17 protein-coding genes are annotated in these 22,923 nt (G+C 69.0%); 12 read left to right on the forward strand and 5 right to left on the reverse strand.

What is annotated here, in order from left to right:
• Window positions 1-39 precede the first annotated feature (39 nt).
• Both ACWPN3_RS07130 and ACWPN3_RS07135 read left to right on the forward strand, forming a co-directional pair.
• Window positions 40-690 carry a DUF1345 domain-containing protein gene (locus ACWPN3_RS07130; RefSeq protein ID WP_492243836.1) on the forward strand — a complete coding sequence of 217 codons (651 nt, stop codon included), beginning with the start codon at window positions 40-42 and terminating at the stop codon, window positions 688-690.
• A gap of 113 nt (window positions 691-803) precedes the next feature.
• Window positions 804-3,158, forward strand: a complete 2,355-nt coding sequence (locus ACWPN3_RS07135) for a mechanosensitive ion channel family protein (protein WP_492243835.1) — start codon at window positions 804-806, stop codon at window positions 3,156-3,158.
• On the opposite strand, the gene ACWPN3_RS07140 is transcribed toward ACWPN3_RS07135, so the two are convergent.
• Window positions 3,155-4,069 (reverse strand): LysR family transcriptional regulator, encoded by a 915-nt coding sequence (locus ACWPN3_RS07140; RefSeq protein ID WP_492243834.1) that lies wholly within the window; start codon window positions 4,067-4,069, stop codon window positions 3,155-3,157. The genes ACWPN3_RS07135 and ACWPN3_RS07140 overlap by 4 nt on opposite strands.
• A 154-nt stretch (window positions 4,070-4,223) precedes the next feature.
• Between ACWPN3_RS07140 and aptA the strand changes: the two genes are divergently transcribed.
• Window positions 4,224-5,597: an omega-aminotransferase AptA gene (gene aptA / locus ACWPN3_RS07145; protein ID WP_492243833.1), complete on the forward strand. Its 1,374-nt coding sequence runs from the start codon at window positions 4,224-4,226 to the stop codon at window positions 5,595-5,597.
• Between the two features lie 48 nt (window positions 5,598-5,645).
• Complete coding sequence (locus tag ACWPN3_RS07150; RefSeq protein ID WP_492243832.1) at window positions 5,646-7,145, forward strand: CoA-acylating methylmalonate-semialdehyde dehydrogenase; 1,500 nt, start codon at window positions 5,646-5,648, stop codon at window positions 7,143-7,145.
• A gap of 79 nt (window positions 7,146-7,224) precedes the next feature.
• On the opposite strand, the gene ACWPN3_RS07155 is transcribed toward ACWPN3_RS07150, so the two are convergent.
• Window positions 7,225-7,896 (reverse strand): TetR/AcrR family transcriptional regulator, encoded by a 672-nt coding sequence (locus ACWPN3_RS07155; RefSeq protein WP_109451374.1) that lies wholly within the window; start codon window positions 7,894-7,896, stop codon window positions 7,225-7,227.
• A 77-nt stretch (window positions 7,897-7,973) separates the two neighbouring features.
• Here ACWPN3_RS07155 and ACWPN3_RS07160 point away from each other — a divergent pair, with 77 nt between their 5' ends.
• Window positions 7,974-9,116, forward strand: coding sequence for an FAD-dependent oxidoreductase (locus ACWPN3_RS07160; protein ID WP_492243831.1), 1,143 nt, complete (start codon window positions 7,974-7,976; stop codon window positions 9,114-9,116).
• A 24-nt stretch (window positions 9,117-9,140) separates the two neighbouring features.
• Here ACWPN3_RS07160 and ACWPN3_RS07165 read toward each other — a convergent pair whose 3' ends face one another.
• From ACWPN3_RS07165 to ACWPN3_RS07175, 3 genes are read right to left on the reverse strand one after another with little or no spacing between them, the layout of a single operon-like run.
• Window positions 9,141-9,320 carry a hypothetical protein gene (locus ACWPN3_RS07165; protein WP_492243830.1) on the reverse strand — a complete coding sequence of 60 codons (180 nt, stop codon included), beginning with the start codon at window positions 9,318-9,320 and terminating at the stop codon, window positions 9,141-9,143.
• Between the two features lie 8 nt (window positions 9,321-9,328).
• Complete coding sequence (locus ACWPN3_RS07170) at window positions 9,329-10,468, reverse strand: PepSY-associated TM helix domain-containing protein (protein WP_109451368.1); 1,140 nt, start codon at window positions 10,466-10,468, stop codon at window positions 9,329-9,331.
• Between the two features lie 40 nt (window positions 10,469-10,508).
• The gene (locus ACWPN3_RS07175) at window positions 10,509-12,701 is read right to left on the reverse strand and encodes a TonB-dependent siderophore receptor (RefSeq protein ID WP_492243829.1); all 2,193 of its coding nucleotides are present in this window, start codon (window positions 12,699-12,701) and stop codon (window positions 10,509-10,511) included.
• Between the two features lie 272 nt (window positions 12,702-12,973).
• Here ACWPN3_RS07175 and ACWPN3_RS07180 point away from each other — a divergent pair, with 272 nt between their 5' ends.
• The 7 genes from ACWPN3_RS07180 to ACWPN3_RS07210 all read left to right on the forward strand — a co-directional run bounded on the left by ACWPN3_RS07180 (window position 12,974) and on the right by ACWPN3_RS07210 (window position 22,887).
• Window positions 12,974-14,353 carry an efflux RND transporter periplasmic adaptor subunit gene (locus ACWPN3_RS07180; protein WP_492243828.1) on the forward strand — a complete coding sequence of 460 codons (1,380 nt, stop codon included), beginning with the start codon at window positions 12,974-12,976 and terminating at the stop codon, window positions 14,351-14,353.
• A complete protein-coding gene (locus tag ACWPN3_RS07185; RefSeq protein ID WP_492243827.1) occupies window positions 14,350-17,493 on the forward strand; it encodes a multidrug efflux RND transporter permease subunit in 3,144 nt (1,047 codons plus the stop codon). Before ACWPN3_RS07180 ends, ACWPN3_RS07185 begins: the two co-directional genes overlap by 4 nt.
• A 6-nt stretch (window positions 17,494-17,499) precedes the next feature.
• Window positions 17,500-20,625: an efflux RND transporter permease subunit gene (locus ACWPN3_RS07190; RefSeq protein ID WP_492261198.1), complete on the forward strand. Its 3,126-nt coding sequence runs from the start codon at window positions 17,500-17,502 to the stop codon at window positions 20,623-20,625.
• A gap of 240 nt (window positions 20,626-20,865) precedes the next feature.
• Window positions 20,866-21,417: an RNA polymerase sigma factor gene (locus ACWPN3_RS07195; RefSeq protein ID WP_109451360.1), complete on the forward strand. Its 552-nt coding sequence runs from the start codon at window positions 20,866-20,868 to the stop codon at window positions 21,415-21,417.
• A gap of 11 nt (window positions 21,418-21,428) precedes the next feature.
• Window positions 21,429-21,872 (forward strand): hypothetical protein, encoded by a 444-nt coding sequence (locus ACWPN3_RS07200; protein WP_492243825.1) that lies wholly within the window; start codon window positions 21,429-21,431, stop codon window positions 21,870-21,872.
• Window positions 21,869-22,375: a periplasmic heavy metal sensor gene (locus ACWPN3_RS07205; RefSeq protein ID WP_492243824.1), complete on the forward strand. Its 507-nt coding sequence runs from the start codon at window positions 21,869-21,871 to the stop codon at window positions 22,373-22,375. Before ACWPN3_RS07200 ends, ACWPN3_RS07205 begins: the two co-directional genes overlap by 4 nt.
• A gap of 257 nt (window positions 22,376-22,632) precedes the next feature.
• Window positions 22,633-22,887 (forward strand): hypothetical protein, encoded by a 255-nt coding sequence (locus tag ACWPN3_RS07210; RefSeq protein WP_146208092.1) that lies wholly within the window; start codon window positions 22,633-22,635, stop codon window positions 22,885-22,887.
• Window positions 22,888-22,923 lie beyond the last annotated feature (36 nt).

The raw sequence follows: 22,923 nt of genomic DNA on the forward strand, positions 1-22,923 counted from the left end.
GGCGTGCGCATCGCCGCACGCCAATCGGTTGGAGACGAGATGCGCGGCAGCCTGACCCATCTGCGCAACCGCCCGTCGCTGAGCGGGGCGCTGGCCGTAGCATTGCTGGCCGGGGGCCTCGCCGCCGTCTGGCTGCGCCCCACCACCGCGGTGCTGACCGGCTGGGATTGCGGGGTCGCCGCCTACATCCTGCTCGCCGGCATCCTGATGAGCCGGGCCACGGTGGCTTCCATGCGCCGGCGGGCCAAGCTGCTCGACCCCGGCAAATGGGGGGTGCTGGCCGGTGCGGTGCTGGCCTCGCTCGCGGCGCTGGTCGCCATCGTGGCGGAGCTGGTGTCGGCCAAGGGCTCCCCGCACGAGGGGATGGCGGCGGTGCTGTCGGGGGTGACGGTCCTGCTGTCCTGGGGCTTCCTGCATGTCTTCTTCGCCCAGCATTACGCCCACGATTATTGGCTGGGTGGGCAGTCGGGCCAGGAGCGCAGCCTGGATTTTCCCGGCAACGACGCGCCGGATTACCTGGAATTCCTTTACTTCAGCTTCACCGTCGGCATGACAGCACAGGTGTCCGACGTGACCACCCGCGCCGCCGGCATGCGCCGTCTGGTGCTGATGCACGGTGCCCTGTCCTTCCTGTTCAACACCGCGGTGCTGGCGCTGGGCGTCAATCTGGCCGCCGGGCTGGTCAGCTGAGGTCCGCCCCGCCCCGTCGCAATTGCTGCGGCGGAGCCTTAGGAACCCCTTCCCGGCCGCGCGATCTACGCTACTCTCATCGGATCGACCGCCACGCTTCGCGACGCAAGGCCATGCCGACCCCTCCGCTCCTCGCCCGTGCCTTTTCCTTGCGTCTCCGCTGGCCGGTCCGGCTCAGGGCGGCGACGCTGATTTTGCTGCTGGGGCTGCTGTCGCTGGGCCTGGCGTTCGCCGAGGCGTCGGCCCAGACCGCAGCGCCGCCCCCCGCCCAAACCACCGCTCCTCCGCCCGCCCCACCTGCTCCCGCCACTGCCACACCCGCCCCGCCCTCCGCAGCCGCCAGCGCGGCTGACGGCATGATGATGCTGATGCTCAGCGAAGGGCGCGACCGCATGGCGGGGTTCCGCGGCAAGCTCGCCCGGCGGCTGCGCGCCACGCCCGCCATCCCGTCGGCCATCGTCGCCACCCTGAAGACCCAGAGCCCGACCGGCAGGCTCGACTATTTCCTGCAGGTCATCGCCCTGACCTTCGCCCTGATGGCGGCCGGCCATGGCGTCCAGCATCTGGTCTATCAGCGGCCGGTCGCCCGCCGCCTGCTGCCGCCCCCGGCCGAACCGAGACCGGGCGGCTCCATCCTGGCCGCCCGCTTTCCCCGTCTGGTGGCGCATGCGCTGCTGACGCTGGTCGGCATGCTCTTCGCCACGCTGATCGCCTTCGGGCTCGCCACCGCACTGGTGCCGGAACCGACGCCGATGACCGAGAAGACGGTCATCCTCGCCGGGGCCGGCTATCTGCTGGTCTGGGCCATCGCCCTGTTCTGGCGGCTGGTGATGCCGCCCGGCGCGTCTGCGGATGCCGGCGTGGCCCCGGCGGTGCGCCGGCTGCGGCGCGACCTGACCGCCAGCGGTGCCGTGGGCGTCGCCCTGATGATCGGCACCATCTGGCTGGAGGCGCTCGGCATGCCCTACGACCCGCACGCGGTGCTGGTCGCGCTGTTCGGGCTGCTCACCGTGCTGGCGACGGTCGGCGCACTCTATGCCAACCGCCAGACGGTCGAGCGCGCCTTCCTGGCCGGGCGTCCGGCGGCGACGGTGGCGCCGCTGGAACGGCTGACCCTGCGCCTGTGGTTTCCGGCGGTCCTGGTCTATTTCGCCTATGCCCTGGCGACGCTGGTCAACCGCCTGATCCTGGGCTGGCCGACCGAGCTGCCGCTGCTGCTCGGCGCCTATGCCGTCGCCGCGGCGATCCTCGCCGTCTATGCCACCGTCACCTATGCCACCGAATGGCTGTTCCACCATCGCCGCACCCTGTGGCGGCCGCTGGAGGAAGGCCGGGAGAGTGCGCCGGACGGCGACGGCCTGCTCCCCGACACTCCCCGGCCGGCGGCCATCGACAGCTACGAGGCGCTGGCCCGGCGGGTGGCGGGCATCCTCGCCGCCGCCGCCGGGGTGGCGGTGACCCTGTCGGTGTGGAACGTCCCGCGCATGCACGGCGATGCGGCGGACAAGCTCATCAGCATCATGACGGTCTGCCTGATCGGCTACGTCGCCTATCACGGCGTCCGCATCTGGATCGACCGCCGCATCGCCGAGGAGGGGCCGACCCCCGGCGCCATTCCCGGCGACGAGGGAAGCGGCCACGGCTCGGCCAGCCGGCTGGCGACGCTGCTGCCGCTGGTGCGCAACTTCATCCTGCTGTCCATCGTCGGCGCCATCCTGCTCAGCGTCCTGATGGATCTCGGCGTCAACATCGCGCCGCTGTTCGCCGGGGCGGGCGTGGCCGGCATCGCCATCGGCTTCGGCGCGCAGACGCTGATCCGCGACATCTTCTCCGGCGCCTTCTTCCTGATCGACGACGCCTTCCGCAAGGGCGAATACATCGAGATCGGCGCCATCCGCGGCACGGTGGAGAAGATCTCGGTGCGCTCGATGCAGCTGCGCCACCATCGCGGCCCGCTGCACACCGTCCCCTTCGGCGAGATCCACCAGCTGACCAACTACTCGCGCGACTGGGTGATCATGAAGCTGCCGCTGCGCATCACCTACGACACCGACGTCGAGAAGGTGCGCAAGCACATCAAGCAGCTGGGCCAGATGCTGCTCGACGATCCCGATCTGGGGCCGAAGTTCCTCCAGCCGCTGAAATCGCAGGGCGTCATCCAGATGGAGGACTCCGCGATGATCCTCCGCGTCAAGTTCATGACCCGGCCCGGCGACCAGTGGGAGATCCGCAAGCGGGTCTATCAGGAACTCAACGCCCTGTTCCGCCGCGAGGGCATCCGCTTCGCCAATCGCGAGGTGACGGTCCGCTTCGCCGGCGAAGCGACGGCTACCAGCGCCACCGGCGACCCGGTGACGATGCAGATCGGCGAGGAGGAGCGCACCCTGGCCGCCGGCGCCGTCCTGCACGCGCTGGGCGAGGACATGCCGGACGCCAAGCCCGCAGCCGGACGGCGCCTGGAGAGCTAGACGCCCCCTCCATTCCCGCTGCCGCGCAGGACTTCCAGGAAGCGGTCCAGCACCAGATTGGGCTGGGCCCCCTTCTTGGTCACCATCTGGAACTCCAGCGCATGGCGGTAGGTGCCGGGCAGCAGCGCCCGCATCATGCCGCGCTCGACCCATTGCCGCGCGTAATGGATGGGCAGGAAGCCGACATAGCATCCGGTCAGGATCAGGAACGCCACCCCCTCGCGGTCGGTGGCGGTCGCGGTGTTGTTCAGCTCGTGCGGAAGCTGCGCCTGGGTCGGCGCCACCGCGTCGGCCGCCTCGACATCCTCCCGCGTCACTGCACCATCGGGTCTGTCGAACAGCGGATGGCCGTCGCCGCAATAGAGCAGCGATTCCTCACTATAGAGCGGCAGGCCGGCCAGCCCCGGCAATCCGCGCCGCACCGGGACGACGCCGACATGCAGCTGCCCGTCCAGCACGCCGCGCTCGATCTCGTTGGGCGGGATCATGCGGATGTTGACGCGGACCTCCGGCGCCAGCTGCTTCAGGCCGCGCAGCGCGTGGGTCACCCGCATCTGCGGCATGGTGACGAGGTTGTCGGTGATGCCGATGTTCAATTCGCCACGCAGCCGGCGATGGACCGTGTTGATCTCGCTGCGGAAGCTCTCGGTGCTGGCCAGAAGGCGCAAGCTCGCCTCATAGGCCAGCCGCCCCTCCTCCGTCAGCCGGAAGCCCGCCCGCCCGCGCCAGCACAGCGTCAGGCCGAGCCTGCGCTCCAGATCGGCCATGTGCTGGCTGATCGCGGCGCGGCTGATGTTCAGCTCCACCTCGGCGGCGGAGAAGCCGCCGCACTCCACCACCGTCCGGAACACGCGCAGCAGCCGGATGTCGGCGTCGCTGATCGGGGCCATCGACCGGGCCGGCTTGCTCATGCTGTCGCCTGGGATCGTTGAGCGGGAAAGTTAAGCGGATGCTTACGTGAAGTTCTTCCACTTTGGATTTGATGGCAACCGGGAACCGCTCACACTGACCACAGACAGCAGCCCTGACATATGCGCCCCCCAAACCAAACCGGGAGAACAGCGGATGGCCCCCCTCGACCACGATCATGCCCACGCCGACGCCCACGCCCTCGGCACGGCTGCCGGACTGACGCGCGAGGAGCTTGACGCGCACTGGATGCCCTTCACCGCCAACCGCGAGTTCAAGAAGAACCCGCGCATCATGACGAAGGCGGAGGGCGCCTGGTACTGGGACGCGCAGGGCCGCAAGATCTATGACAGCCTGTCCGGCCTGTGGTGCAGCGGCGCCGGCCATTGCCGCCGCGAGATCGCCGACGCGGTGGCGCAGCAGATCGCCACGCTCGACTACAGCCCGGCCTTCCAGCACGGCCACACCGCCGCCTTCAAGCTGGCGCACAAGCTGGCCTCGATGACGCCGGCCGGGCTGGACCATGTCTTCTTCGTCAATTCCGGCTCGGAGGCCGCCGACACCTCGCTGAAGATGGCGCGGGCCTATTGGCGGATGAAGGGCCAGCCGGCCAAGACCAAGCTGATCGGCCGGGTGAAGGGCTATCACGGCGTCAATTTCGGCGGCACCAGCCTGGGCGGCATCGTCGGCAACCGCAAGCTGTTCGGCACCGGCGTCGATGCCGACCATTTGCCGCACACCCTGCTGCCGCAGAACCTGTTCACCAAGGGCATGCCGGACGAGGGCGCCCATCTGGCCGACGCGCTGGAGGATCTGGTGGCTCTGCACGACGCCTCCAACATCGCCGCGGTGGTGGTGGAGCCGATGGCCGGGTCGGCCGGCGTGCTGCCGCCGCCCAAGGGCTATCTCCAGCGCCTGCGCGAGATCTGCACCAAGCACGGCATCCTGCTGATCTTCGACGAGGTCATCACCGGCTTCGGCCGCATGGGCACCGCCTTCGGCGCCGATTATTTCGGCGTGGTCCCCGACATCATGAACGTCGCCAAGGGTCTGACCAACGGTGCCGTGCCGATGGGTGCGGTGGTCGCCAGCCGCGAGATCTACCAGACCTTCATGGACAATGGCGGGCCTGAGTATCTGGTGGAGTTCCCGCACGGCTACACCTACTCCGCCCACCCGGTCGCCTGCGCCGCCGGTCTCGCCGCCCTCGACCTGTTCGAGCGCGAGAAGCTGGCCGACAAGGCGGCGGCGCTGATGCCGCATTTCGAGGATCTGATCCACGGGCTGAAGGGGCTGAAGAACGTCGCCGACATCCGCAACTGCGGCCTTGCCGGCGCCGTCACCATCGCGGCGCTTCCGGGCGAGCCGGCGCGGCGGCCCTACGAGATCGCCATGAAGTGCTGGGACGCCGGCTACTACGTGCGCTACGGCGGCGACACTCTCCAGTTCGGCCCGCATTTCATCAGCGAGCGCGAGGACCTCGACCGCCTGTTCAACGTCGTCGCCGACGCGATCCAGGCGACCGCGTAAGGGCCACGGCGTAAGAACCTCCACACGCGACATTCCGGGAAAAGCCCAATGCCCATCGTTCCGCACCTGATCGGCGGCAAGACCGACGCCCCGGCCGACAGCCGCACCGCCGACATCGTCAATCCCGCCACCGGCGAGATCGCCGGTCAGGTGGCGCTCGCCAGCCGCAAGACGGTCGAGGAGGCGATAGCCGCCGCCGAGGCCGCCTTCCCGGGCTGGCGCGCCACGCCGCCGGCCAAGCGCGCCCGTGTCATGTTCCGCTTCAAGCAGCTGCTGGAGGAAAATGCGCAGCGCGTCTGCGCCCTGATCACGGCGGAGCACGGCAAGGTGCTGGACGACGCCTTCGGCGAGCTGACCCGCGGCATCGAGAATGTCGAATATGCCTGCGGCGTGCCGGAGCTGCTGAAGGGCGAGTTCTCCAAGAATGTCGGCCCCAGCATCGACAGCTGGTCGGAATTCCAGCCGCTGGGCGTCGTCGCCGGCATCACCCCCTTCAACTTCCCGGCGATGGTCCCGCTGTGGATGTACCCGATCGCCATCGCCTGCGGGAACACCTTCATCCTCAAGCCGTCGGAGCGCGACCCGAGTGCCGCCCTCTATGTCGCCCAGCTGGCCGAAGAGGCCGGACTGCCGCCGGGCGTGCTGAACGTCGTCAACGGCGACAAGGAGGCGGTGGACACGCTGCTGACCGACCCGCGGGTGCAGGGCGTCAGCTTCGTCGGATCCACCCCCATCGCCGAATATGTCTATGCGACCGCCACCGCCCATGGAAAGCGGGTGCAGGCGCTGGGCGGCGCCAAGAACCACGCCATCGTCATGCCGGACGCCGACCTCGACAATGCGGTCAGCGCGCTGATGGGGGCGGCCTACGGCTCCTGCGGCGAGCGCTGCATGGCGATCTCCGTCGTGGTGGCGGTGGGCGACGAGGTGGCCGACCGGCTCAAGGACAAGCTGTCGGTGGCGCTGCGCGACCTCAAGGTCGGCGCCGGCACGTCCGCCGGCTGCGAGATGGGGCCGCTGGTCACCCGCGCCCATTACGAGAAGGTGAAGGCCTACGTCGACCAGGGCGTCGCCGAGGGGGCCGAGCTAGCGGTGGACGGCCGCGGGCTGGTGGTGCCCGGCCATGAGAACGGCAATTTCCTGGGCGGCTGCCTGTTCGACCGCGTCACCCCGGACATGACCATCTACCGGGAGGAGATCTTCGGCCCGGTGCTCTGCCTCGTCCGCGTCAAGACGATGCAGGAGGGCATGGACCTGATCGACGCCCACGAATACGGCAACGGCACCTGCCTGTTCACCCGCGACGGCGAGGCCGCCCGTTATTTCAGCGACATGATCAAGGTCGGCATGGTCGGCATCAACGTGCCGCTGCCGGTTCCGGTCGCCTATCACAGCTTTGGCGGCTGGAAGCGGTCGCTGTTCGGCGACCTGTCGGCCTACGGTCCGGACGGCGTGCGCTTCTACACCCGCCGCAAGACCGTGACCCAGCGCTGGCCGACCGGCGGCGTCCGCGAAGGCGCCCAGTTCGCCTTCCCGTCGATGAAGTAAAGATCCGTCGGTAAAATCGAGCGGCGGCGGGGACGGCAAGACACCGCCTCGCCGCCGCTCCAGTTTTGACTTCACGCCGCTACCGTGCGGGTTTCGCCCCCGCCAGGATCAGGTCGAGACCCGCGAGGAACGCCTCCCGCTCGTCATGCGTCCGCACCTGCTCCGCCAGCAGGTGAACGAACGGGTATTCCGCGGGATCGCGCCGGGTCCAGCGCTCGACGATTGCAGCCAGGACGGCCGGCCGCTCCGACGCGTGGAACTTGTGGCGCGCGGCGGCCGCGGTCTGCGCAGCGGTACCCAGCAGATACTGGACGAACGCCGACACGCAGTGGAAAAGCGCCCCGCGCGGAACGCCCAGCAGATCGAACTGCGCGGCACTGCGCTCGAAAACCTCCACCATGGCCGGCTGCCACGGTTCCCTGGCGAGCTGGGTGCCCACCCATGGATGCGCCTCGATGGCGTCGAAGACGCCCAAGGCGATGGCGCGCAGGGCGTCCGCCGGATCGGATCCGCCCGCGATTCCGGCCAGCGCATGGGACAGCACAGCCTCGGTTGCCGCAGAGAGCAGTGCGTCCTTGTCCGGGATATGCCAGTAGATCGCCCCGCTTCCGGTCGACAGCCGGTTCGCCAGCGCGCGGAAGGTCAGGGCGCGCTCCCCCTCCCCATCGAGAAGCTCGATGGCGGACGCAACGATCCGCTCCTTGGAAAGCGCATCCTCCCGCCGCTCGGGAGTCTTGGGTCTTGGATCCATGTCTCACCTTGACATGTCTGGAACAACGTTCCAATGAATAGTAATGGAACGCCGTTCCAGAGCAGGGAGAGAGCGCAGTGGAGCAAGCTGTCGTCATCATCGGTGCGGGATTGGGTGGACTGACGCTGGCCCGCGTCCTCCATGTCCATGGCATCTCCTCAATCGTCTACGAGGCGGAGCCGGGCGCCGACAGCCGGACCCAGGGCGGCCAGCTCGACATCCACGACCACAACGGCCAGCTTGCGCTCGCAGCCGCCGGCCTCACCGAGGCGTTCCGGTCGATCATCCACCAGGGCGCAGAGGCGACGCGCGTGCTGGACCGCACCGGCAGCGTGCTCCTCGACCTTCCCGACGACGGACAGAACCGGCGTCCCGAAGTCCTGCGCGGCGATCTGCGCAGGCTGCTCCTCGACTCCCTGCCGGAGGGCACGGTGCGGTGGGGCAGGAAACTCGCCAGCGCCTCACCCCTCGGCGACGGGCGGCACGAGGTCCTGTTCGCGGATGGAAGCCGTGCCACCGCCGGTCTTCTCGTCGGGGCGGACGGCGCATGGTCCCGGGTGCGGCCCCTGCTGTCCGATGCCACGCCCCGTTATGCCGGCGCGACGTTCATCGAGACATACCTGCACGATGTGGACAGCCGGCATTCCCGATCCGCGGCGGCGGTCGGCGCCGGAGCGATGTTCGCCCTGGCGCCGGGCAGAGCCATCTTCGCCCATCGGGAGGCCGGAGACGTGCTGCATGTCTATGTCGAGTTGAAGCGGCCGGCGGACTGGTTCGCCGGGATCGACTTCGGCGATCCGGCGGCGAAGGGTCTTGTCGTGGCGGAGTTCGACGGCTGGGCGCCGGAGTTGACCGCCCTCATCACCGGGAGCGACACGCCGCCGGTTCCCCGCATGGTCCACACGCTTCCCACCGGACACCGATGGCAGCGGGTTCCCGGCGTGACGCTGCTGGGAGATGCCGCGCACCTGATGCCGCCGTCTGGCGAAGGCGCCAATCTGGCGATGCTGGACGGTGCCGAACTGGCCGGCGCCCTGGTTCGGCATCCCGGGGATGTCGAAGCGGCGCTTGCCGCCTATGAGGAGCCGATGTTCGCCCGCGCCGCCCTGGAAGCCGTGGACGCCAATCGGATGCTGGAGCTTTGCCTTGGCGACGACGCGCCGTCGGGCTTCATCGACATGATGAGGAGCGTGTCCGAACCAGATCGCCAGCCATCGTGACGGGAGACGGGCTTGCGGCTCGCTTCAGAGGCTTGCCGACCGCCCCGGCCATTGCCGCCACAGCTTGACGGCGCAGACGGCCAGCGGCACCGACAGGGTCGCCCAGCACAGCCAGTCCCAGATGCCGTCGCCCAGGATGGCGGCAGCCAGCCCGACGACGGACAGCCCGGCCAGCGCGGCCGGGATGCGCCAAACCCCGCTCATGCCCCCTCTCATGCCTTGCTCCCCAGCTTGGCGCCCGATGCAGTCCTGTCGGATGTCGACCGCGCCCGCGGCCGTTTCAGCCAGACGACGAAGCCGGTCACCGTCACCACGCCGGTGACGATGGTGAACAGCGCCCAGATGATCTGCAACGGCAGCCCGCCGTAATCGCCGAAATGGAACGGCCCCGACAGCATCAGCACCGTCATGTACCAGGGCGTGCCGGCCGCCTCGGCGACCACGCCGGTTTCGGCATCGACCAGGGCTACGCTGAGCAGCCGCTGCGTCAGTTCGGTGTGGCCGCGCACGATCACGCTGAAATGCCGGCTGCCGGCATATTCGTTGCCGGGATAGGCGATGAAGGCCAGATCCTTGCCGGGGAAGGCGGCCAGCCCGGCCGCGGCCACTTGGTCGATGGGCACTGCCGGCCCGGTCATCGGCTCGGGATGGCGGGCGGTCATCGCCGCCAGCTCGGTCTTCTGCCAATAGCCGGTGATCAGCGGCGAGAAGGACAGGATGGCGCCGGTCAGCCCGACGACGAAGGCCCAGACCAGAGTCGCCACGCCGAACAGGTTGTGCAGGTCGATGTTGCCGATGCGGGTTCCCCGGCCGAAGCGCAGGATGCCGAAGGCCAGCTTCTTCATGAACGGGCCGTAGACCACCAGCCCGCTGACCGTGCTGACCACGAACAGCAGCCCCATCACCCCGACGAACATCTGGCCGGCGAAGCCGGTGAACAGGTCGACATGCAGCTTCAAGAGGAAGCCGACCAGCGTCTCCTCCGGCTGCTTCAGCATCTGGTTGGCCCCGGTGAAGCCGTTCAGCACCACCCAGCGCCCCAGGTCGAATCCGCGCTCCTCCGGCTTGCCCAGATAGATGTAGTTGACCGCCTTGTCTTCCGGATCGAAGGACAGCAGCTTGGGCACCAGGGCCGGGTCGGCCTTCTGCGCGATGTCGACCAGCGACTGGAGCGGCAGGCGGGCCTGCCCCTCGGTGTAGCTGCTGTCGAGATCCTCCCCCATCAGATGCTGGATCTCGTGGTGGAACACCAGGATCAGCCCGGTCACGCACAGGATCAGCAGGTTGGCCGAACAGATCAGGCTGGTCCAGCGGTGGACGAGGCGCCAGCCCCGCAGGCTCGCAGGCGTCATGACGGCTTCCTTTGGCAATGGGGAAGGGACGGCACGGGATTTACCAGCGATAGCGCAGGCCGGCGGTCACCGTCCGCCGATAGCCGTAGGCGCACCAGTCGCCGTAATAGCAGGAGGCGACATACTCCTTGTCGAACAGGTTCTTGCCGTTGACGGTGACCTCCGCCCCCTGGAGCTTGGACGACAGCGCGCCCAGGTCGTAGGACACCGTGGCGTCGACCAGGGTGAAGGACGGCACCTTGAAGGTATTGGCCGTGTTGGCCGTGCTGCCGGTGTAGCGCAGGCCGGTGCCGACGCCGAGGCCGGTCAGCGGCGTGCCCTCCGGCATGTGGTACATCGCCCAGGCAGAGGCCTGATGGCGCGGCACCGCGGCCAGGCGCTTGCCCTGCAGCCCGTCATTGTCCTTGGTGTATTTGGTGTCGAGGTAGGTGTAGGCACCGATCAGCTCCAGCTCCTTGGTGACGCCGACCTTGGCCTCCAGCTCGACGCCGCGCGACCGTGCCTCGCCGCTCTGGATGGAGAAGCCGGGATGGGCGGGGTCGCTGGTCAGCAGGTTGCTGCGGGTCAGGTCGAAAGCCGAGACGGTGAACAGGCTGTTCAGGCCCGGCGGCTGGTACTTGACGCCGACCTCGTACTGGGTCCCCTCCTCCGGCTTGAAGGGCTTGCCGCCAAAAGCGACGCCGCTGCTGGGCGTGAAGGATTCGGCATAGCTGACATAGGGGGCGATGCCGTTGTCGAAGACGTAGGTCAGGCCGGCGCGGCCGGTCCAGGCCTGATCGGACTGGGTGCTGCTGCCCGACGCGGTGGTCGAGGTGGTCTTCGACCAGTCGCGGCGGCCGGCGACCGTCAGGATGAAGCCGCCCAGCTTCATCTGGTCCTGGAGATAGACGCCGGTCTGGCGCCCGTCGATGTCGGTGCGATAGACCGCCGGCGGGGTGACGGCGATGCCGTAGACCGGGTTGAACACGTCGATGGACGGCGCCATCCCGAAGCCGGCGGTGTAATGGCCGTCCAGCCGCTGGTGGTCGACGCCGGCCAGCAGCGTGTGGGAGACCGGGCCGGTGGAGAAGCGCCCTTCGATCTGGTTGTCGAAGGCGTAGGCGTTCATCTCCTCCCGCGAGGTGGCGACGCCGCGGAAGAGGCTGCGGTTGTCGGTGTCGAGGCCGTTGGCGTACAGGCTGTCGTAGGCGACCTTGGCGTTCAGCCAGCGCCCGTTCAGCCGCACGGTCCAGGCGTCGCCCAGCTTCTTGTCGAAGGCATAGCCGACCGAGACCTGACGGCGGTCGAACGTCTCGTAATTCGGGTCGCCGTCATAGAAATCGACCGGGATCCTGCCCAGCGGGTTCGCCAGCACCGTGCCCTGCGGCGGGATGCCGCCATAGGAATTGCCCTTCGGGTCATGCTGGTAGAAGCCCAGCAGGGTCAGGCTGGTCTCGGCGTCCGGCTTCCAGGTGAAGGACGGGGCGACGGCGATGCGCTCGTTCTCCGTCATCCGCATCTGGCCGTCCTCGCTGAGGCCGACGGCGGTCAGCCGGTAGAGGAACTTGCCGTCCTTGTCGATGGGGCCGGAGAAGTCGGCGGTGCCGCGCCAATGGTTGTCGGTGCCGTATTCGACCCCGACCTCGTTCAACGCGGTGGCGGTCGGGCGCTTGGAAACCTGATTGATCAGGCCGCCGGCCTGCGCCTGCCCGTACAGCACGGAGGTCGGGCCCTTCAGCACCTCCGCCCGCTCCAGCAGATAGGGGTCGACCTGCGATGCAGCGTAGTAGAGCGACTGGAGCTTCAGCCCGTTCAGGTAGGTGTCGGCGTCGAAGCCGCGGATCTTCAGCTGGTCGTAGCGGGTCGCCACGGCGCCGCGGGTCTCCGCCGTCACGCCGGAGGTGTAGCGCACGATCTGGTTCAGCGTCTGCGCGTTCTGGTCGCGGATCTGGTCGGCCGGAATGACGGAGATCGATTGCGGCGTCTCGATCAGCGGCGTGTCGGTCTTGGTGCCGGTCGCCTGCTGGTTGGCGACATAGCCGGTCACCGGCGACAGCGCCGTTTCGCCCTGCCCGGTCACCGTCACCGCCGGCATCTGCACCGCGGCACCGTCGGCCCCTTGCCCGCCGGCACTTTGCGCCATCGCCACCTGGGTCATTGCCACTTGGGCCGCCGGCACCATCAGCCCGCCCAGCACCATGGCGCCGAACGCCGCCCCCCGCGACACCCGACCGCCGTCCACTCGTCTCTTCACGATGATTGCCCCCGACACGAATAAGAATCATTCGCAGTTATTGGCCCTCATAATGCAAATGATTCTTATCTTCAATACCTATCCGCGTATGTGACGCGACAATCGCATTCAACCCCTCCCCCGCCCTGGAGAGAGCGCCGAGGACCCCCGAAAAAATCTTCGGCGCCCCCCGACGAATCCGCCCCGCCGCCCCGTATCAGGGATGGACAGAAAGACCGGAGCGGCGGCAAGCGCCCCCCGGTCGGATGTCGGGACAAGCGTCGGAACAGGTCATGACGATTCGTTGGAAGCCGGTGGTCACCGGCGTTGTTCTTGCCGGACTGGTCGGCGGCGTCGGCTACGCGGTTCAGCAGAAGCTGTCCCCGCCGGCGGCCACTCAGCCGGGCGGTCCTCCCGGCGGCGGTCCAGGCGGCGGTCCAGGCGGCCCACGCAACAGCGTGGTGGCGGTCCAGGCCGGCACCGTGGCGCGCGAGGACGTGCCGATCTGGTTCGACGGCATCGGCACGGTCCAGGCCTTCAACACCGTCACCGTGCGCGCCCGCGTCGATGGCGAGCTTCAGCGCGTCTCGCTTCAGGAAGGGCAGCTGGTCAAGGCCGGCGACCTGCTGGCGACCATCGATTCCCGTCCGCTCCAGGCCCAGTTGGCCCAGGCCCAGGCGAAGAAGGCGCAGGACGAGGCGCAGCTCGCCAACGCGCGGCGCGACCTGGAACGCAACATGGGCCTGAAGGAATTCGCCTCGCGCCAGACGGTCGACACCCAGCGCGCGCTGGTCGCCCAGTACGAGGCGCAGATCCGCGCCGACGAGGCGGCCATCGATGCGGTGCAGGTCCAGCTGAACTACACCACCGTCACCGCCCCGCTCAGCGGCCGCATCGGCCTGCGCAACGTCGACCAGGGCAATGTGGTGCGGGCCAGCGACCAGAACGGCATCGCCACCATCACGCAAATCCAGCCCATCGCCGTCCTCTTCACCCTGCCGGAAAAGCAGCTGCAGGCCGTGCTCGCCGCCCAGGCGCAAGGCGTGGTCAAGGTGGAGGCGCAGGACCGCGAAGGCCGCCGCGTGCTCGACACCGGCAAGCTGTCGGTGGTGGACAATCTGATCGACACCGGCACCGGCACCATCCGCCTGAAGGCCGAGATGCCCAACGACCCGCAGAAGCTGTGGCCGGGCCAGTTCGTCAATGTCCGCCTGCTCTCCACCGTCCGCCGCGGCGCCACCACCGTGCCCTCGACCGTGGTGCAGCGCGGCCCCCAGGGCACCTACGCCTACGTCATCAAGGACGACCTGACGGTGGAGCAGCGCCCGATCAAGGTCGCCCGCCAGGAGGAGACCAAGGCCATCATCGACGAGGGGCTGACCCCCGGCGAGCGGGTGGTGGTGGACGGCCAGTACCGTCTGCAGCCCGGCTCCAAGATCCGCATCGTCGAGCCCATCGCGTCAGCTGCGCCGGTTGGGGCGGCCCCTGCCGGCACCGCTCCTGCTGCCGCACCGGAAGCCGCTCCCGCCGGCAGGACGCCCAACCAGCAGCAGGACCCTGCCGCACGCGAGGAACGGCGGCGCGAACGGCAGCAGCAACGCGAAAACAACGGCGGCGCTCCAACTCCGGGCCCCGGCCCCGGCGCCCCGCGTGAGGGACGGCAGCCCTCATGAACATCTCCGCCCCCTTCATCCTGCGGCCGGTCGCCACCGGCCTGCTGATGCTGGCGGTGGTGCTGCTGGGCCTGCTGGGCTACAGCACCCTGCCGATCTCCTCGCTGCCGACGGTCGATTTCCCGACGGTGCGCGTCACCACCCAGCTGCCGGGTGCCGCCCCCGACGTGATGGCCTCCTCGGTCACCGCCCCGCTGGAACGCCAACTCGGCCAGATCGCCGGCATCTCGTCGATGGTGTCGACCAGCTCCTTCGGGCTGTCGGTCATCACCCTGCAATTCGACCTGACCCGCGACATCGACGCCGCCTCTCAGGATGTGCAGTCGGCGATCAGCGCCGCGTCGGGCACGCTGCCCAAGGGCCTGCCGAATCCGCCGGTCTACGACAAGGTCAACCCGGCCGACACGCCGGTGATGGTGCTGGCGCTGAGTTCGGACAGCCTGCGGCTGGAAACCGTCAGCGACGCCGCCGACACGCTGCTGGCGCAGAAGCTGTCCCAGGTCGACGGCGTCGGCTATGTCGGGATCGAAGGGGGCCTGCGCCCCGCCGTCCGCGTGCAGGTCAACCCGGCCGCCGTCGCCGGTCTCGGCCTGACCCTGGAGGATGTGCGGACCACCATCACCCAGGCCAACGTCAACGCGCCGAAGGGCAGCTTCGACGGCCCGCGCCAGTCCTGGTCCATCGGCGTCAACGACCAGATCGAGAATGCCGCCGCCTACCGCCCGATCATCGTCGCCTACAAGAACGGCGGCCCGGTGCGGCTGACCGACATCGGCACCGTGGTCGATTCGGTGGAGAACACCCGGCTGGCCGCTTGGCATGACGGCAAGCCCGCGGTGCTGCTGAACGTGCTGCGCCAGCCCGGCGCCAACATCATCGACACGGTGGACCGCATCCACAAGCTGCTGCCGTCGCTCCAGGCCAGCCTGCCGCCGCAGATCCATATGGCGGTGCTGACCGACCGGACCGAGACCATCCGCGCCTCGGTGGTGGACGTGCAGAAGACGCTGGTGCTGACCGCCGGGCTGGTGGTGCTGGTGATCTTCCTGTTCCTGCGCAAGGCGTGGGCGACGGTGATCCCGGCGGCGGCGCTGCCGCTGTCGCTGATCGGCACCTTCGGCATCATGGCGCTGTGCGGCTTCAGCCTCGACAACCTGTCGCTGATGGCGCTGACCATCGCGTCCGGCTTCGTCGTCGACGACGCCATCGTGATGATCGAGAACATCGTCCGCTACATCGAGAAGGGCGAGAAGCCGTTGCCGGCCGCCCTCAAAGGCGCCCGCCAGATCGGCTTCACCGTCGTGTCGCTGACCCTGTCGCTGATCGCGGTGTTCATCCCGCTGCTGTTCATGGGCGGCGTGGTCGGCCGGCTGTTCCGCGAGTTCGCCATCACGCTGTCCATCGCCGTTCTGGTGTCGGCGGTGATCTCGCTGACGCTGACGCCGATGATGTGCGCCCGCCTGCTGAAAGCGGAGACCGAGACCAAGCCCAACGGCCTGTTCCGCTGGACCGAACGCGGCTTCGACGCGCTGCTGAACGGCTATGCCGCCTCGCTGCGCTTCGTGCTGCGCCACCAGCCGGCGACCCTGGTCTTCACCATCGCCACGCTGGCCGCCACGCTCTATCTCTACGACGTGGTGCCCAAGGGCTTCCTGCCGCAGCAGGACACCGGCGTCATCATCGGCGTGACCGACGCCGCCCCCTCGATCTCGGTCAAGGCGATGGCGGAGCGCCAGCGCGAGGTCGCCGACATCGTGCGGCGCGACCCCGACGTGGCGGGGGTGGCGAGCTTCGTCGGCACCGGCACGGTGAACGCCACCACCAACACCGGCAACCTGACCATCGCGCTGAAGCCGCGCGACCAGCGAAGATCCTCGGCGGAGGAGATCATCGCCCGCCTGCGCGCCGCCACCGGCGACCTGAAGGGCGTCTCGCTGTTCATGCAGGCGGTGCAGGACGTGCAGATCGACAGCCGCGTCAGCCGCACGCAATACCAGTACGTGTTGCAGGACGCCGACCCGCGCGAGCTGGAAAGCTGGACCCCGCGCCTGCTGGAATCCCTGCGCGCCCGTCCGGAACTGACCGACGTGGCGACCGACCAGCAGCCGGACGGCCTGCAGGTCTATCTCACCATCGACCGCGACGCCGCCAGCCGCCTGCACGTCCTGCCCCAGGCCATCGACGACACGCTCTACGACGCCTTCGGCCAGCGTCAGGTCTCGACCATCTACACCCAGACCAACCAGTACCGCGTGATCCTGGAGGTCGAGCCGTCCTTCCAGATGGACCCGTCGTCGCTGTCGAAGATCTATGTGAAGGCCAGCGGCGGCACCGTCGTGCCGCTGAACGCCATCGTGTCGGTGGAGCGCAAGACCGCCCCCCTGGTCATCACCCACCAGGGCCAGTTCCCGTCGGTCACCCTGTCCTTCAACGTGGCGCACGGCGTCTCGCTGGGGGCGGCGGTGGCGGCGATCCAGCAGGCGCGCGACAGCATCGGCATGCCCGACACCGCCACCGCCCGCTTCGCCGGCACGGCGGCCGAATTCCGCGCCTCGCTCGACACCCAGCCCTGGCTGATCCTGGCGGCGGTGGTCGCGGTCTATATCGTGCTGGGCGTGCTGTACGAGAGCACGATCCACCCGATCACCATCCTGTCGACCCTGCCGTCCGCCGGCATCGGCGCGCTTCTGGCGCTGATGGCGACCGGCCACGACCTGTCGCTGATCGCGCTGGTCGGCATCGTGCTGCTGATCGGCATCGTCAAGAAGAACGCCATCATGATGATCGACTTCGCCCTGGAGGCGGAGCGCAACCAGGGCATGGCGCCGGAACGCTCGATCTACGAGGCGTCGCTCCTGCGCTTCCGCCCGATCATGATGACCACCATGGCGGCCCTGCTCGGCGCCCTGCCGCTGGCGCTGGAGAACGGCACCGGCTCGGAGCTGCGCCGGCCGATGGGCATCGCCATCGTCGGCGGGCTGCTGTTCAGCCAGGTGCTGACGCTCTACACCACGCCGGTGGTCTATCTCTATATGGACCGTCTCGGCAGCCGGCTCGGCCGCTGGCTGCGGCCCTGGCGGCGGAAGGAAACGGCCGAGCCGGGCAACGACGCCTCCGCCGGCCGGGCGGCGGCGGAGTAGCCGGCCATGGCCTCCCTCAACCTCAATCCCCTGGCTTCGGCCGCCTCGCTTTCCGCCCTGTTCATCCGGCGGCCGGTCGGCACGTCGCTGCTGATGGTCGGGCTGATGATCCTGGGGGCGGTGGCCTACCGCTTCCTGCCGGTGGCGCCGCTGCCGCAGGTGGAATTCCCCACCATCATCGTCACCGCGTCGCTGCCCGGCGCCAGCCCGGAGACGATGGCGGCCTCCGTCGCCACGCCGCTGGAACGCCGGCTCTCCCGCATCGCCGGCGTGTCGGAGATGACCTCCAACAGCAAGCTCGGCAGCACCACCGTCGTCGTGCAGTTCGACCTGAACCGCAATGTCGAGGCGGCGTCGCGCGACGTGCAGGCCGCCATCAACGCCGCCGGCGGCGACCTGCCGGCCGACCTGCCGAGCCCGCCCAAGATGCGGCGCATCAACCCGGCCGACGCGCCGGTTATGACGCTCGCCATGACCTCGACCACGCTGGCCCCGGCGGACCTCTACAACCTCGCCGACAGCATCATCGGCCAGCGGCTGAGCCAGATCGAGGGGGTGGCCCAGGTCTCCATCAACGGGGCGGAGAAGACGGCGGTGCGGGTGCGGGTCAACGCCGCCGCCGCCGCCAACATGGGCGTCAGCCTGGAGTCGATCCGCACCGTCATCTCCCAGGCGAATGCCAACGGCGCCAAGGGCAGCTTCGACGGCACGCACGAGTCCTGGTCCATCGGCGCCAGCGACCAGCTGTTCGGCGCAGAATCCTACCGCCGGCTGATCGTGACCGAAAAGAACGGCGCGACCATCCGGCTCGGCGACCTCGCCGACGTGATCGAGGCGCCGGAGAACAGCCGCACCGCGGCGTGGCAGGACGGCCACCGCGCCATCCTGATCAACATCCAGAAACAGCCGGGCTCCAACGTGGTCGAGACGGTCGACCGCATCCGGGCGGAGCTGCCGACCCTGCGCGGCTGGATGCCGCCGGGGGTCAGCCTGTCGGTGCGCACCGACCGCACGCCGACCATCCGCGCCTCCATCGACGACGTGCAGAAGACGCTGGCGGTCACGGTGGCGCTGGTGGTGATGGTGATGGCGCTGTTCCTGCGCCGACTGTGGGCGACGGTGATCCCGGCGGCCTCGGTGCCGCTGTCGCTGGCCGGCACCTGCGGCGTGATGTGGATCGTCGGCTACAGCCTGGACAATTTCTCACTGATGGCGCTGACCATCTCGGTCGGCTTCGTGGTGGACGACGCCATCGTCGTCATCGAGAACATCGTCCGCCACATCGAAAAGGGCACCAAGCCCTTCGAGGCGGCGGTGAAGGGCGCCCGGCAGGTCGCCTTCACCGTGGTGTCGATCAGCCTGTCGCTGATCGCCGTCTTCATCCCCATCCTGTTCATGGGCGGCATCCAGGGCCGGCTGTTCCGCGAGTTCGCCGTGGTGCTGTCGGTCGCCATCGCCGTCTCGGCGGTGGTGTCGCTGACCCTGACCCCGATGATGTGCGCCCATCTGCTGCAGCCGGAGGCCGAGCGCGGCCCCCCCGGACGCCTTGCCCGCGCGCTTTCCTGGGCCGGCGACCGGCTGTTCGGTCTCTATGCCGGCGGGCTGGACTGGGTGCTGGCCCACCGCCGCACCATGCTGGCGGCGACCTTCGCCATCATCGGCGTCAGCGTCTGGCTCTACGGGCAGGTGCCGAAGGGCTTCGTGCCGCAGCAGGACACCGGCCTGCTGATCGGCTTCAGCGACCCGCCGCCGGACATCTCCTTCCGCGCCATGGTGACGCGCCAGCGGGCCTTGCAGGACGCGGTGGCCGGAGACCCGGCGGTGGAGAGCGTCGGCGGCACCGTCGGCGGCGGCGGTCCCGGCGGCACCTATTCCGGCCAGATCTTCATCGCCCTGAAACCGAAGGCGGAGCGCGACGACCTCGCCACCGTCACCCAGCGGCTGCGCCAGCGCGCCGGCCGGGTGCCGGGGGTGCAGCTCTACCTGACGCCGGTGCAGGACATCCGCGTCGGCGGTTTCCAGGGCCGCAGCCAGTACCGCTACAGCCTGCAGGATTCCGACATCGCTGCGCTGAACGAGTGGGCGCCCAAGCTGGTCGACAAGATGCGCACCCTGCCGGAGCTGGTCGACGTCGCCAACGACCGCCAGAACGGCGGCATCCAGGCCAACGTCATCGTCGACCGCGACGCCGCCACCCGGCTCGGCGTGTCCTTGAGCGCTTTGGAGTCGACGCTCTACGACGCCTTCGGCCAGCGGCAGGTCTCGACCATGTATCTGGCGCAGAACCAGCACAAGGTGGTGCTGGAGGTCGAGCCGTCCGAAGCGCTCGGCCCCGACGACCTCAAGCGCATCTATGTGAGCGGCCGCAGCGGCATGGTTCCGCTGTCGGCGGTGTCGCGCGTCGTCATCGGCAACCAGGCCGCCAGCATCCAGCACCAGAGCGGCTTCCCGGTCGCCAACCTGACCTTCGACCTCGCCCCCGGCGTCTCGCTGTCCCAGGCGACCGAGCTGATCCAGCGGGCGGCGGAGGACATCGGCATGCCGGCCAGCATCCGCGCCGGCTTCCAGGGCGACGCGCGCGCCTTCCAGCAATCCTCCTCCAGCCAGCCGCTGCTGATCCTGGCGGCGCTGATCACCATCTACATCGTGCTGGGCGTCCTCTACGAAAGCCTGATCCACCCGCTGACCATCCTGTCGACCCTGCCGTCGGCCGGTCTGGGGGCACTGATCGCGCTGATCCTGACCGGCTACGACCTGTCGATCGTGGCCCTGATCGGCATCATCCTGCTGATCGGCATCGTCAAGAAGAACGCCATCATGATGATCGACTTCGCCCTGGAGGCGGAGCGCGAGCGCGGCCTTACGCCGCTGGAGGCGATCCGCGAGGCTGGGCTGGTCCGCTTCCGCCCGATCATGATGACGACGATGGCAGCACTGCTGGGTGCGGTTCCGCTCGCCTTCGACTTCGGGACCGGCGGCGAGATCCGCCGCCCGCTCGGCATCGCCATCATCGGCGGGCTTCTGGTCAGCCAGATGCTGACGCTCTACACGACGCCGGTGGTCTATCTGACGCTGGAACGGCTGGCCCTGCGGCGCAACCGCCGCCACGCCATCGCCGCCCCCGCGGAATAGGGGGGCGAGGATGGAGGTGCTCTTGACAATCAACGTCTTCATTGCACCCGCAAGATCCCCTCTCCCCCCGGGGAGAGGGTTAGGGTGAGGGGGTCGCGCGGCGGCCCTTACCCGAAAATCCACCCTGTGCATCCCCCTCACCCCGCCCCTCTCCCCGGGGGGGAGAGGGAGAGATCACGCCCCTGGCGCCTCACCACCCTCTTGGGCATAGTTCTCGCCCACGGCAGGAGCGGAGCCCCGGTGGTCGAGGCGAGCGACACGGACGACGAACTGATGGGCCGCGTGGCCGGCGGCGACGCCGCCGCCTTCGACCGTCTGGCCGCCCGCCACATGCGCCGCGCGGTGGCGCTGGCCCAGCGGATGACCGGCAACCCGTCCGACGCCGACGAGATCGCGCAGGAGGCCTTCCTGCGGGTCTGGCAGCATGCCGGGCGCTGGGACGGGGCGCGCGCCGCCTTCACCACCTGGCTCTACCGCATCGTGATGAACCTCGCCATCGACCGCGGCCGCCGTCCCGGCTGGTCGCCGCTGGAGGATGCCGGCGACCTGCCCGACCAGACCCCCGACGCGCTGACCCGCATCGCCGAGCGCCAGACCGCCGAGCGGGTCAACCGGGCGCTGGCGGCCCTGCCCGACCGCCAGCGCGCCGCCGTCGTGCTGTTCCACCAGGAGGGGCTCAGCCTGCGTCAGGCCGCCGAGATCCTGACCATGGGCGAAAGCGCCTTCGCCTCGCTGCTGGCCCGCGCCCGGGCCGCGCTGAAGACGGCGCTCGGCCCCGACGATCCAGCATGAAGGAGGATGCCATGACCGACGAAGACTTCCTCCGCCACCTCGACGATTACGGCGCCTCGCCGCAGCGCTGGCCGGCGGAGTTGCGGGCGGAGGCCGAAGCGGCGCTGGCCCGCTCCCCCGCCCTGCGCGCCGCCCAGGAGGACGCCGCCGCCTTCGACCGGCTGCTGGCGGCCCCCGCAGCGCCGGTAGAGGACGCCCGCGTCGCCCGCCTGCTGTCCGCCGTCGGCGCCGCGGCGCGGGCCGTGCCGCAGGAGGGCGTGGTCATGCTGCTGCTCGGCCGGATGCCGCGGCGGAGGGTGGCCGGCTTCTGCGTCGCCCTGCTGGCGCTTGGCTGGCTGACCGGGGGCTGGTTCGCCGGCCATCTCGCCAGCCCGCTCCCGTCAGCGCCGCGCAGCCAGGAGCTGGCCCTGCTGAACGACGAGGTCGTCACCCTGTTCGACGGAGAGTCCCGATGAACGGCCTCGTTGCCCCCGGTCGCCCGCAGCCCTCCCTCCTGACCCGCCTCCGGCAGGGGATGAGCCTGCGCCGGCTGGCGCTGCTGTCGCTGGCGCTGAACCTGTTTCTGGCCGCCATGCTGGTCGGCACCACCCGCAAGCCGGCGCCCCCGCCCTACCGGCCGATGCCCGACCGCTTCGTCGAGCATGTGGCTGCGGGCATGTCCGACGCCGACGCCGCCCGCCTGCGCGCCATTTTCGAGCCGCTGCGCCCGCGCTATGACACGCTGACCGAGGATTATCGCCAGGAGGGGCAACGGGTGCGCGCCCTGCTTCAGGCGGAGCCTGTGGATTTCGAGTCCCTGAACGCCGCGATCGCCGCAGCCCGCGCCAAGCGCCGCCTGATCGGCGAATTGACCGAGCAGACCGTGCTGCTCGTGCTGCCCGACCTCTCGCCTGCCGGACGGCTGCGGATGGTCGGAGGATGGGGAACCGCTGGCGCCCCTGACACGCCCAAAAAATAGGCAAACCCACTCATCCACAGGCCGGATGCGCCCGCCGGAAGGATGCGGAAGATTCTGTTCGGAGTTTGCGCACACATCTATCCACAGATTCTGTGGAGAAGAAAACCGGCAGAAATTTTATCCACACAAATTCACATTCTATCATCCCCAAGTTTTATCGCCCGCCTTCCCATGGATCCTTGTATCCACCACCGATCCGGCATATCCAAATGACGAGGCCAATTCATGTAGATTGGCAAGATCGATGGGGGATCGTCATGATCGGAGATCCATTTCATCCAAAGAAGGCGACGATCTCTTTGCGCGTTGACCGCAGAATCAAAGATGTCGCCAAGAATTACGCACGCCAGCGGCAGACGCCTTTGGCCGAGGTCATGCGCGACCTCTTGGCCCGCTACGTCGCCGAATGCGCGCGGGAGAATGCCCTGGCGTCCCCGGACCTGTTGAAGGACCGGCCGGCGCAATATGTGGATTTCGCAAAGCTGGAAGGCCTGATGGGCCGTCAGGAGTAGGCGCGCGCGCCCGGAGGGGATCTTGAGCGGGCGGCC

Source organism: Azospirillum sp. UENF 111221, from assembly GCF_058780625.1.

Excerpts from the sequence above, each read along its gene's own strand:
- ACWPN3_RS07210 (WP_146208092.1), top strand. The coding sequence starts at position 22,633 with ATGATCGGAGATCCATTTCATCCAAAGAAGGCGACGATCTCTTTGCGC.
- ACWPN3_RS07200 (WP_492243825.1), top strand. The coding sequence starts at position 21,429 with ATGACCGACGAAGACTTCCTCCGCCACCTCGACGATTACGGCGCCTCG.
- ACWPN3_RS07185 (WP_492243827.1), top strand. The coding sequence starts at position 14,350 with ATGAACATCTCCGCCCCCTTCATCCTGCGGCCGGTCGCCACCGGCCTG.
- ACWPN3_RS07140 (WP_492243834.1), bottom strand. The coding sequence starts at position 4,069 with ATGAGCAAGCCGGCCCGGTCGATGGCCCCGATCAGCGACGCCGACATC.
- ACWPN3_RS07150 (WP_492243832.1), top strand. The coding sequence starts at position 5,646 with ATGCCCATCGTTCCGCACCTGATCGGCGGCAAGACCGACGCCCCGGCC.
- ACWPN3_RS07155 (WP_109451374.1), bottom strand. The coding sequence starts at position 7,896 with ATGGATCCAAGACCCAAGACTCCCGAGCGGCGGGAGGATGCGCTTTCC.
- ACWPN3_RS07205 (WP_492243824.1), top strand. The coding sequence starts at position 21,869 with ATGAACGGCCTCGTTGCCCCCGGTCGCCCGCAGCCCTCCCTCCTGACC.
- ACWPN3_RS07130 (WP_492243836.1), top strand. The coding sequence starts at position 40 with ATGCGCGGCAGCCTGACCCATCTGCGCAACCGCCCGTCGCTGAGCGGG.
- ACWPN3_RS07135 (WP_492243835.1), top strand. The coding sequence starts at position 804 with ATGCCGACCCCTCCGCTCCTCGCCCGTGCCTTTTCCTTGCGTCTCCGC.
- aptA (WP_492243833.1), top strand. The coding sequence starts at position 4,224 with ATGGCCCCCCTCGACCACGATCATGCCCACGCCGACGCCCACGCCCTC.
- ACWPN3_RS07165 (WP_492243830.1), bottom strand. The coding sequence starts at position 9,320 with ATGAGCGGGGTTTGGCGCATCCCGGCCGCGCTGGCCGGGCTGTCCGTC.
- ACWPN3_RS07190 (WP_492261198.1), top strand. The coding sequence starts at position 17,500 with ATGGCCTCCCTCAACCTCAATCCCCTGGCTTCGGCCGCCTCGCTTTCC.
- ACWPN3_RS07180 (WP_492243828.1), top strand. The coding sequence starts at position 12,974 with ATGACGATTCGTTGGAAGCCGGTGGTCACCGGCGTTGTTCTTGCCGGA.
- ACWPN3_RS07170 (WP_109451368.1), bottom strand. The coding sequence starts at position 10,468 with ATGACGCCTGCGAGCCTGCGGGGCTGGCGCCTCGTCCACCGCTGGACC.